General features: G+C 61.2%; 10 protein-coding genes and 1 pseudogene. 8 read left to right on the top strand and 3 right to left on the bottom strand.

Translation table 11 applies throughout. From position 1 onward, the window contains the following. Window positions 1-235 (bottom strand): SgrR family transcriptional regulator (locus PA598K_RS09305; RefSeq protein ID WP_185601762.1); only part of this gene is annotated, 235 nt, incomplete at its 3' end. Window positions 236-409: 174 nt separating this feature from the next. On the opposite strand from PA598K_RS09305, the gene PA598K_RS09300 reads away from it, so the two are divergent. Both PA598K_RS09300 and PA598K_RS09295 read left to right on the top strand, forming a co-directional pair. Then, the gene (locus PA598K_RS09300) at window positions 410-1930 is read left to right on the top strand and encodes a DUF4153 domain-containing protein (RefSeq protein WP_128656687.1); all 1521 of its coding nucleotides are present in this window, start codon (window positions 410-412) and stop codon (window positions 1928-1930) included. Window positions 1931-2039: 109 nt separating this feature from the next. After that, window positions 2040-2510 (top strand): hypothetical protein, encoded by a 471-nt coding sequence (locus tag PA598K_RS09295; protein WP_128656686.1) that lies wholly within the window; start codon window positions 2040-2042, stop codon window positions 2508-2510. Between the two features lie 438 nt (window positions 2511-2948). Here the strand turns inward: PA598K_RS09295 and PA598K_RS09290 are convergent, their stop codons facing one another. Then, a complete protein-coding gene (locus tag PA598K_RS09290) occupies window positions 2949-3779 on the bottom strand; it encodes a helix-turn-helix domain-containing protein (RefSeq protein WP_128656685.1) in 831 nt (276 codons plus the stop codon). A gap of 167 nt (window positions 3780-3946) precedes the next feature. On the opposite strand from PA598K_RS09290, the gene PA598K_RS09285 reads away from it, so the two are divergent. After that, window positions 3947-5176, top strand: a complete 1230-nt coding sequence (locus PA598K_RS09285) for an MFS transporter (protein ID WP_128656684.1) — start codon at window positions 3947-3949, stop codon at window positions 5174-5176. 126 nt (window positions 5177-5302) lie between these two features. Here the strand turns inward: PA598K_RS09285 and PA598K_RS09280 are convergent, their stop codons facing one another. Further along, window positions 5303-6166 carry a DMT family transporter gene (locus PA598K_RS09280; protein ID WP_128656683.1) on the bottom strand — a complete coding sequence of 288 codons (864 nt, stop codon included), beginning with the start codon at window positions 6164-6166 and terminating at the stop codon, window positions 5303-5305. Between the two features lie 166 nt (window positions 6167-6332). Between PA598K_RS09280 and PA598K_RS09275 the strand changes: the two genes are divergently transcribed. The 5 genes and pseudogenes from PA598K_RS09275 to PA598K_RS36075 all read left to right on the top strand — a co-directional run. Next, window positions 6333-7286 (top strand): aldo/keto reductase, encoded by a 954-nt coding sequence (locus PA598K_RS09275; protein ID WP_185601761.1) that lies wholly within the window; start codon window positions 6333-6335, stop codon window positions 7284-7286. 227 nt (window positions 7287-7513) lie between these two features. Then, window positions 7514-7684 (top strand): hypothetical protein, encoded by a 171-nt coding sequence (locus PA598K_RS36080; RefSeq protein ID WP_185601759.1) that lies wholly within the window; start codon window positions 7514-7516, stop codon window positions 7682-7684. 138 nt (window positions 7685-7822) lie between these two features. Further along, entirely contained in the window at window positions 7823-8701 is an 879-nt protein-coding gene (locus PA598K_RS09270; RefSeq protein WP_128656681.1) for an AraC family transcriptional regulator, read from the top strand. 69 nt (window positions 8702-8770) lie between these two features. Next, window positions 8771-9568 (top strand): glucosamine-6-phosphate deaminase, encoded by a 798-nt coding sequence (locus PA598K_RS09265; protein ID WP_128656680.1) that lies wholly within the window; start codon window positions 8771-8773, stop codon window positions 9566-9568. After that, a pseudogene (locus PA598K_RS36075) lies at window positions 9561-10336 on the top strand (N-acetylglucosamine-6-phosphate deacetylase); the annotation flags it as partial. The gene PA598K_RS09265 and the pseudogene PA598K_RS36075, both read left to right, overlap by 8 nt.

Raw genomic sequence — 10336 nt, 5'->3', positions numbered from 1 at the left:
GGGAGTCGCGAGCGATATCGCGAGGCGACGCGAGGAAGCGAAGCGTCGACCGACTGCCTCGTCCGCGGCGCGCGATCCAGTCGATCCAGCCCAGGTCGACCAGCTTGCCGATGAGCGTAACGGCGGTTCGGTGTGTGCAGCCGAGCGTCTCGGCAATGTCGGCAAGTGTCACGTCGACGGTCTCCTGCCCGCCAAATCGTTTGTGCAGCTGCAAATAATGCAGACTAAGCCGCATAATTTATGTCTCCTTCGGTAAACCAAATTTTACAAATTAAAATATGAAATTTCCACGTATATATTTCTCTTTATTTTCTTATTTTATAGCCTACAATAGAAGGGGAGAAGAGGCAATAGCGTCCAGTGTCGCTGCTGCTGCACACCAAGCTTTAGATATCAAGGGGGATTACGCATGAGTGAACAACCTGCATTGCCGTCAGCTCCGGCGTCAGGAGCGGGAGCGGCGCTAGCTGCGGCGATCGGGCTGGCGCTGGTGCATCAATATTTGTTTTTCGGCCATTCGTTCGGGGTGTCCTACCCTCTGTTTTTGTTGCTGTTCTATGCGTATATGTGGATCTTCGGGGCGCCTCAGCTGCGGCCGATGAAGCTGACAGACTGGCTGCTCATGGCAGTCATCGCGCTGTTGTCGCTCACGTTTGTCCTGTATCACAACCAGTTGCTGCGCGTGCTCAATACATTGACCATCCCGATGCTTGTGTTCGTCCAGTTCACACTGCTCCTCAGTCGACGTCGGTTCGGTCACTGGGACATCCGGATCATCGCCGATGCGCTCGACCATCTGGTGCCGCAGAGCGTGCGTCACTGGCCGACGCCGCTGCGACTGCTGGGCCGCCTGATCAACGGCAGCGCAGGAGAGCAAGGTGCGCATCAACGTCGACAGGCGAGCCGCGTCTTAATCGGCCTGCTGGTCGCTGCGCCGCTGCTCGCGGTCATCCTCAGCTTGCTGTCGTCTGCAGACGGCGTATTCCATTATGCGCTGTCGGCGTTCCCGGACTGGCTAGGCCAACTGTCGGTGAGCGGCTGGTTCTGGCGCATCGTCTGGACCGGAGGAATGGCGCTGCTGCTGTTCACCTATCTGTGGGGGTTCCGGGACAGCGTCGTCTACGATTGGGAGCGGTCGGCGCTTGGCGAGCATGCGCTGCAGCCGATCCGCACCCGCGGACCGAAGATCGACCCGCTCATCGCGACGACGGTGCTGGTCCTGGTCGCGCTGGTCTACGTGCTCTATGTTGTCGTCCAGCTCTCCTATCTGTTCGGCGCTTGGGAGGGCGTGCTGCCGCAGGGATTGACGTATGCGGATTATGCGAGGCAAGGGTTCGCCGAGCTGATCGCGCTCAGCGGCATCAACCTGGTGATCCTGCTGGGGACGCTCTATCTGGTGAAGGCTGGCGAGGGCGCCATGGGGCGGCTCATCCGCATCCTGCTCTTGCTGATCGTCGGATGTACCGGCGTCATGCTCTGCTCGGCCTACTCGCGGCTGCAGCTCTATGAGCAGGCGTATGGCTATACGTATGCCCGATTTCTGGCGCATGCCTTCATGCTATACATTGGCGCCTTGCTGCTGCTGGCGGGCTTGCGCGCCGCGCTTAGACGGGTTCCGCTCGGCCGCTGCTTTGTCGTCGCCAGTCTGCTCGCCTTCCTGGCGCTCAACTATGCGCAGATGGATGCCCGGATTGCAGCGGGCAATATCGAGCGTTACCGCGAGAGCGGCAAGCTGGACGAGGCGTATCTGCTCAGTCTCTCTACCGACGCAACGCCGCTCCTGATCCGCTTCCAGGAGAACGATTATCCGCAGCTTCGGCTCGTGGACCATCGGCGATGGACGGCGCTCGAGCAGCCGGAGCGAGACTGGCAGTCGTACAATTTTTCCCGCCGCCGCGCAGCCCGGGAGCTGTCGGAAGCGCTGGACTAGGAGGAGAGAAGACAGGCACAGCCAAGGGACAGGACATACAGTTGGTTGAGATTACGGCGAGCCTCCAGTATAATCAACTCAGACATCACCGAGGTACTGGAGGATGCGGATGAAATTTCGATTATTCGCTGCACTGGGCGTTATGCTGCTGTTGGCTGGACTGTTTATCTACTTTGCGACTCAGCCGGGACGCACCGAGCCGGAGGCGCTGGCGGGCTGCAGCCAGACTGTCCATGAGATGGTCTCGATTACGCAGGAGAAGGGCTATCAGGCCAAGGTATTCGAGCTGGTCAAAAATCACGCGCCGATCGATCAGCCGAGCGCCGACGTCAAGCTGTACGACCCGGAGCTGTTCCGGACGATGACGCCGATGAAGGCGGAGATTCTGGAAGTGACGCTGACGGATTTTGGCGTCCGTTCGCTGGCGATCGATTACTTCACGCCGGAGGGTCGGACGATCGTCACCTACTTTGAGAATGGCCGCGTGCACAAGACGTTCCGCGAGCCAGACTGCAGCTGGGCGCTGACCAACGAGGATGGCGAGATCCGCCAGATCGACATGCAGGCCAAGGAGAGCTGACCTCAGGGGGAAGCTGACGATACGAATCATGAATGGACGCAAAAAGGCTTCACCGCCTACGTTCCCGCATTGGGGAGCGTGGGCGGAGAGGCCTTTTTGTTTGTATGCAGGTGCGAAGGAACATCTGTAACCTTATTTCGCTCATTTCAGTCGTTTTCCAGACTTTAGGGAACATGGGTATCCTTATGTGTGACAAAACGCTCAAAATCGGGCAATTCGAGCCAAATAAGATGACCTATGTTCCTAACCTTGGCCCAAATCGAGTTATGGAGCCGAATAACGATACCTATGTTCCTTTGGAGCGGCGACCTTCTCGCAAGTTGTCAGGATGGGTGTTCCTGTGGGAGAGTGAGATGTCAGCCGCATACCTAGGATCATCTATCGCCTGATATCGGTCATTAAGGTGCGCTCAAAGGTGCGCTCGGAAACCGTGACGCCTCACTGCAGCAGCCGATATTGCTCCGGCGTCACCTGCACATAGCGATCGAACATCCGGTAGAGCTGGCTAGGCGTGGAGAAGCCGAGCTGGAGGCTGATCTCCGTCACGGTGCTGCGCGTCTGGCGCAGCAACCGCAGGCTCTCGGCCAGACGCAGATGCAGGACGTAATGGTACGGCGTCATGCCTGTCGCGGCCTTGAAGGTTCGGATGAAGTGGTAGCGACTCTGCAGCGCGACGGCGGCGATCTCTTCGACCGAGATCGGCTCGCGGAAGCGATCGTGGATATACTCGAGAGCCCGCGCGACATGCGGATCGGCGCGACCCGGCAGCGCAGGTCGTCCGACCGCCGTCATGCCGCCGGACCCCGCCCGCTGGGGCTCGGCCGATAGCGTCGATGAGCCTCCGTGAAGCAGCTGCTGGAGCTGGTGAAGCATGAGCGATTCGGTCTCCTGCGCCGCCAGCAGGTCGCTCCTCTCGCAGAGGAACGCCGCATCGAGCCATGTCCGGGCGAGGCCTGTATCGAACGGGATGCGCATCGGCCCGCCCCCCGCATCGGACGGCTTCGAAATCATTGCTCCATCGACATCGTTGGCGATCAGCACCAGGACGCCGGAGCCATCCTCGAGGTGGAAGTTGTGCAAGTCGCTGGGCAGCAGCAGCAGCCCTTCGCCGGCCCCGAGTCGGAGCTTGCGGTTCTCGTAGGAGAAGTGGCAGGCGCCGCTGGTGACCAGCGTTATCTGATATTGCTCGTCATGGGCGTGGACCGGGTTCTCGAATTGATTGACGATCCGGTGCACCTCAAGCTGCGGGAAGGTCATCTGGATATGCATGGGTCTCACCTGATTCGGATTAATAAAGTTAGGCTCTAGTGTATCGCATATCGCGGCACTGGGGAAGAGGGCAGTACGACCTGCGAAATCGCAATTATTGCTACGACAACGGTAGCCCGGCTGTAGTAGGATTAGGTCTACTTCACTACAGATAAGGATGACGAGCGATGGAGTCAAAGACAGCAACCGCTACAGCGACAGCCACAGGACAAACCGCAATGGCGATCTTGCTGGGAGTAAGCGTCGCGCATCTGCTCAATGATGCGATGCAGACGGTCGTGCCAGCGATGTTTCCAATTTTGCAAGGCAATTTGAAGCTTACCTTTACCCAGATCGGCTGGGTTGCCTTTACGTTGAATGTGACGGCATCCGTGCTGCAACCGCTGATCGGGGTCTATACGGATCGTCGGCCGCTGCCGATGCTGCTGCCGATCGGCATGGTGTTCTCGCTGCTCGGCATGATCGCGATGGCCTTCGCGCCGTCGCTCGGGTTCCTGCTGCTCGCCGCAGCGCTGATCGGCGTCGGCTCGTCGGTGCTCCATCCCGAATCGTCGCGCGTCGCTCATCTGGCGGCACGCAAGGGCAAGGGGCTGGCGCAGTCGATCTTCCAGGTAGGCGGCAATACTGGGCAAGCGCTGGCGCCGTTGATGGTCGCCTACATCCTCAGCCCGCAAGGGCAGCTCGGCTTCCTCTGGTTCACGATCCTGGCGGTCATCGGGATCGTCGTGCAGGCGAGGGTGGGCAAGTGGTATCGCGCGCAGCTCCAGGCACAAGGCGAGCGCAAGCGAGCGGCAGCCGGGACGTCCGAGACGCCGCGTTTCTCCAGACGGTTCATCGGCTATGCAATGACGATTTTGGTGTTGTTATTGTTTTCGAAGTTTGTATATTTGGCTGCGATGACGGGGTATTACGCATTCTACTATATGGAGACGTATGGACGGACGCTCAAGGAGGCCCAGCTCGCCTTGTTCGCTCTGCAGTTCGCGGGCATGGCGGGGACGTTCCTCGGCGGGCCGCTGGCTGATCGATTCGGTCGCAAAAATATCATCTGGTTCTCGATCCTCGGGACGGCGCCGTTCGCGCTGCTGCTGCCTTATGTAGGTCCGACGATGGCGATCGTGCTCAGCGCGGTGATCGGCCTCATCCTGATGTCGGGCTTCTCCGTCATCATCGTCTATGCGCAGGAGATGCTGCCGGGGCATGTAGGCACGATTGCGGGATTGTTCTTCGGCGTCTCCTTCGGATTGGCTGGTCTCGGCTCGGTCGCGATCGGCAGCTTCATCGATGGCGATGGCGTCGAGCGCGTCATCCAGCTATGCGCGCTGCTGCCGCTGCTCGGCTTGCTGGCGATGTTCCTGCCGCGAGACCGGACCTTCATGAAGGGGCAGCGCACCTAGACGTGTGCTGCCGTTCCGGTCGGACTCAGCGCGCCCAGACGCGCTGCTGCTTGATCAGACTTAGTCGCACCCACACATGCAGGCGTCCCGGCAGAGCCGAGACGCCTAAGTTGCGCCCCGCCCCGCTCAAAACACCCGCAGGAGGACGATGCCGACGAAGGCGGTCGCCATGCCGGTGAGCTCCAGCGGCGTGAAGCGGTCGCGGAGGTAGAGGCGGGTGTAGAGCAGGATGATCAGGACGTTAAGCGCGATGACCGCCGACACGAGCGAGGTGATCCCCGTCTCGAATGCGGACAGGATGAACACCATGCCGCTAATATTCGTCAGGCCGACGACAAGGCCGGCGAGGAAGGTACGGCGCGGCGTCCAGCGCACCTTGCCTGGCGCAGCAGCCAGCGGCTGTCGACGCTGCTCGTACAGCCAACTGAAGCCAAAGCACGCGGTGCCGGTGATGAACATCCAGAACAGCGTCGGGAACATATCCGCGCCCAGCACGGTGGAGAGCTTGCCGGTCACATCATTCATCCCGAAAAACAGGGTCGCCAGCAGTCCCCAGCCCGCGCCCTGAAGATTGCTCAGCGACAGGTCGTTGGAATAGCGGACGAGCAGGATGCCGCCCAGGATGATGACGAAGGACGCGAGCTGCCCGAGATTCAGCGTCTCGCCCCACAGCAGATAGGCGAGGATGACAACGACGACCGGCGGCAGCGCGGTCAGGATGGCGATCAGCGACGGCTTGCCGACGGCGAACCCCTTGAACATGCTGGCGTTGGCCGCATACGAGAACACGCCCATCATCATGCCGCACAGCGCGGCCGGACTCCAATGCTGCGCATAGACGAGCGCGCCGATCAGGCTGAGGACCGCGCCGGTTGTGAAGACGCCGCACAGCATCAGACTGCGATTCAGTCCATGTCTGGAGGCGGCATGGTACAGGATGCCGCGCAGCCCGAAGCTGACGGCGGCGAGTAAGGACAGGATAAGCCACATCGATGCATAGACTCCTTCATAGCTTTTCGCTCATTGCTGCTTCATACCCCCTAATCCTAAGGCCGAACCTTCGACCCGTCAAGGCGGAGCGGGCGCGCCGCTTTGTAATCCGTATCCGCGTAAGTCTATAATATAAGGGATGGAAATACGGAAGGGAGATGAACACATGCAATATCGCAAGCTAGGCAAAAACGGACCGGAAATCTCGGCAATCGGCTTCGGCGCATGGGCGATCGGAGGCGCGGGCTGGGCCAGCAGCTGGGGCGAGCAGGACGACCGGCTGTCGCATGACAGCGTGCGCGCGGCGCTCGACGCGGGCATTACCTTCTACGACACGGCAGCCATCTACGGACTTGGCTACTCCGAGGAGATCATCGGCAAGGCGCTCGGCGCCGACCGCGAGCGCGTCGTGCTGGCGACCAAGTGCGGACTCGTCTGGGACGAGCAGGGGACGGTGTCCCGCAACGGCACCTACGACTCGATCCTGCGGGAAGCGGAGGCTTCGCTGCGCCGGCTCGGCACCGACTACATCGATCTGTACCAGATGCACTGGCCCGATACGGAGAATAACGCCTCGGCGGAGGAGACGATGCGGGCGATGGATCGTCTCGTGCAGGACGGGAAGGTGCGCTATGTCGGCGTGAGCAACTACACCGTGCCGCTGCTCGAGGCTTCGCTTACGGTAAGGCATGTGGACGCGCTGCAGCCGCCGTACTCCATCCTGCGTCCCAACGCGGAGAAGGAGCTGCTGCCGTTCTGCCTCGAGCATGGCATCGGCGTCGTCGCCTACAGTCCCCTGACGTCGGGACTGCTCTCGGGCAAGTACACGTACGAGACGACCTTCGAGGACGGCGACTGGCGCTCCCGCTCGGCAGCGCATACCGGCGAGGGCTTGCGTCGCAACATCGACCGCGTCGAGCAGCTGAAGGGCATCGCTGCCCGCTACGAAATTACTGTGCCTCAGCTCGCAGTGGCCTATGACTTGGCGCATCCGGCCATCACCAGCGCGATCGTCGGCGTCCGCAAGCCGGATCATATCCTCGGCGTGCTGCCAGCCATCGACGTCGTCCTCGATGAGGAGACGCTGCAGGAGATTCGGGCGATCGGCAAGCCGGACTGAGTCCCGACTGCGGTATCCTGCGCATTTGATGCCATAATCCGGCGGATACAGGCGGATGATTGCGGCTGTTCGCGCTCACTCCGGGAGATTGGGCGAGAGCGCTTGGCGTGACTTCTCAGCGGCGCGCAGCCGATTTTCCTTTTCCTGCAAGATCTTTTATACTTATAGATGTGCCGCGAGGGTGGCACCTACAGATAGAAGACAAACGGATTGGGAGCTGAGAAACTGTGACTTATCATGAGATGCTGGCACGGAAAAGCGAGATTCTGAAACGTAACATCGGACGTATGGTCATTCAGGACAACCGCAAGGGACTAGGCAACCACGAAGGCTACATGATGCAACGGATGATCAAGGAGCTCCACCAGAATGAACATGAACTGAATACGGCAAAATAAAGGAGCTTCAAGCTCCAGACGAGGCATGGCTCTTCAGGAAACTGAAGGGGCCATGCCTTTATTCATTGGGGGGATCGTGTATAATCAAAGGATCAAAGTCGCCGAGGGCGGCGCAGAGTGACAGGAGGCAGGCTGGCAATGCTGATGCAGGAATACGATACGTTCAATTACCGGCTGGACTCGAATCTGCGGCCATATATCCACTCGCATACGGCTAACGAGATCTATTACTTCCATAGCGGTAAATGCCAGTACTTGCTCGGCGGCGAGCTGATCGACTTGCAGTCCGGCGACCTGATCGTCATGAACGGCATCCGCGAGCATGGCCCGATCATGGACGAGAGCCAGCGTTACATCCGCTCGACGATAATGTTCGAGCGCGAGGCGATTCGCAGCTACACGCTCATGCCGGGCATGGTCGACCTGTGCCGGCCGTTCCAGGTGCTGACCAGCTATCGCTGGACGCTGGAGGGCGTTGTGCAGGCGGAGTTCGAGCTGCTGCTGCGCCAGCTCGACGAGCTGCGGCACGGCGGTACGGCAGTCGCCCGCAATCGTCGCAACATGAAGTTCTATGAGATCCTCCTGTTCATCTACACGCGCTTCGAGGAGACGGCCGATGCCCGCAGATCTGCGCCAAGCGAGTCGGAGCAGTTGGTGCATCGCGTGCTGTCCTACATCGATCGGCAGTTCGCCGACGACCTGAGCGCCGAGGCGATCGCCGCCCGGATGCATGTGAGCAAGTCGTATCTGATGAAGCTGTTCAAGCGCTATACCAATGAGACGCTATTCGATTACATCATGCGGCGGCGGATCGCCGAGGCCAAGGTGCATTTCCATATCGATGCGAGTCGCTCGGTGACGGAGGTCGGCCATCTGAGCGGCTTCAAGGACGCCTCCCACTTTTCCCGCACGTTCAAGAAGCGGACCGGCCTGTCGCCGGAGCAATACCGTCGGCTATTGCAAGGGGCGGTCAGCGACAGTCATGCCGGAGGCCAAACCGGACACTCGCAGACATGAGCGGTCGCGCTCGGCTGCGCTATGCTTAAGGGGATTAAGTTTCGCCCCATGGGCAGAGGAGGCAGCAAGATGAAGCAAGGAAACGGAAACGAACAACGATTGCGCGTCGATGCGCTGCATGTCGTCGTAGCCCCCGATCGACAGACGCTGGGACAGCTGGCGGCCGAGGAGGCGACAGCGCATCTGCGGCAGCTGCTCGCGTCGCAGGAGGAGGTGCGGATCGTCTTCGCGGCCGCGCCGTCGCAGCTGGAGATGCTGGCTGGTCTCATCGCCGCTCCGGATATCGACTGGTCGCGCGTGACGGCCTTCCATATGGATGAATATATCGGCTTGCCTGCAGAGGCGGAGCAGCGCTTCGGCCGCTTCCTGGAGCGGCATATGTTCCGGCATGTGCCGCTGCGTGAGGTCCACTATCTGGATGGCGGGGATGATCCAGAGGGGGCGTGCAGACGGTACGGGGAGCTATTGGCGGAAGCGCCCATCGACATGGTGCTGCTCGGGATCGGCGAGAACGGTCATATCGCTTTTAACGATCCGCCCGTCGCCGACTTCGACGACCCGCTCCTGGTGAAGGTCGTCGAGCTGGAGGAGGCTTGTCGCATCCAGCAAGTGAATGACAAATGCTTCGCAGCGCTCGGCGACGTGCCGACGCATGCGATGACATTGACCGTGCCTGCGCTGTTCGGCGGCAAGGCGCTGTTCTGCAGCGTGCCCGGTCCGACCAAACGACAGGCCGTGATGCGGACGCTCGAGGGAGCGATCGGCGAGGCGTGCCCGTCGACGATCCTCAGACAGCATCCGCACTGCACGCTGTATGTCGACCACGACTCCTACGATCTCGGCTCGCGACAGGCCAGCGATGTCTAGTCCCGGCGAGCTGTGCGTCATCGGCAGACACTACCGCAGCGGCAAGTGCATCGAGGTCGCAGTCCGTGGCAGCGTCATCGCCGAGGTGAGGGAGATCGACTACGCCGGGCCTGTCGCCGAGCTGCCCTGGATCGGACCGGGCTTCGTGGACCTGCAAGTGAACGGGATGGCCGGCGACGACTTCAATGGCGAGGCAGCGGAGGTGGCGGCGACAGCCCGGATCACCGAGTCGCTGTGGCGGCACGGCGTGACGTCCTACTGCCCGACGGTCATCACCAACTCCTCTGAGCGGATCGAGCGCTCGCTGTCGCTGATCGCCGCAGCGCTCGCGCAGCCGGGGCCGCTGACCGACTCGGTCGCCGGCGTCCATCTCGAGGGGCCGTTCATCTCCGGCGAGCCGGGAGCGAAGGGCGCGCATCCCGCCGAGCATGTGCAAGCCCCCGACTGGGAGCTGCTGCAGCGCTGGAATACGGTCAGCGGCGGGCGGGTCCGTCTCGTCACGATGGCGCCGGAATGGGAGGGCAGCCTCGACTTCATCCGCGCCTGCCGGGCAGCGGGCATCATCGTCTCGCTCGGACATACGGCAGCCTCGCCGGAGCAGCTGGAGGCTGCGGCGGCTGCCGGCGCAGCGATGTCGACGCACTTCGGCAACGGCGTCGCCACGATGCTGCCCCGCCATCCGAACGGGCTGTGGACCCAGCTCGCCGATGACCGGCTGGCCTGCTGCGTCATCGCCGACGGCCACCATCTGCCGGATGCGGTGCTGCG

It is taken from the genome of Paenibacillus sp. 598K (assembly GCF_003851045.1).
In the GTDB taxonomy this organism is placed as follows: Bacteria; Bacillota; Bacilli; order Paenibacillales; family Paenibacillaceae; genus Paenibacillus_D.
The sequence above is the reverse complement of the archived record's forward strand: the minus strand, read 5'-3'. Positions and strand labels throughout refer to the sequence as shown.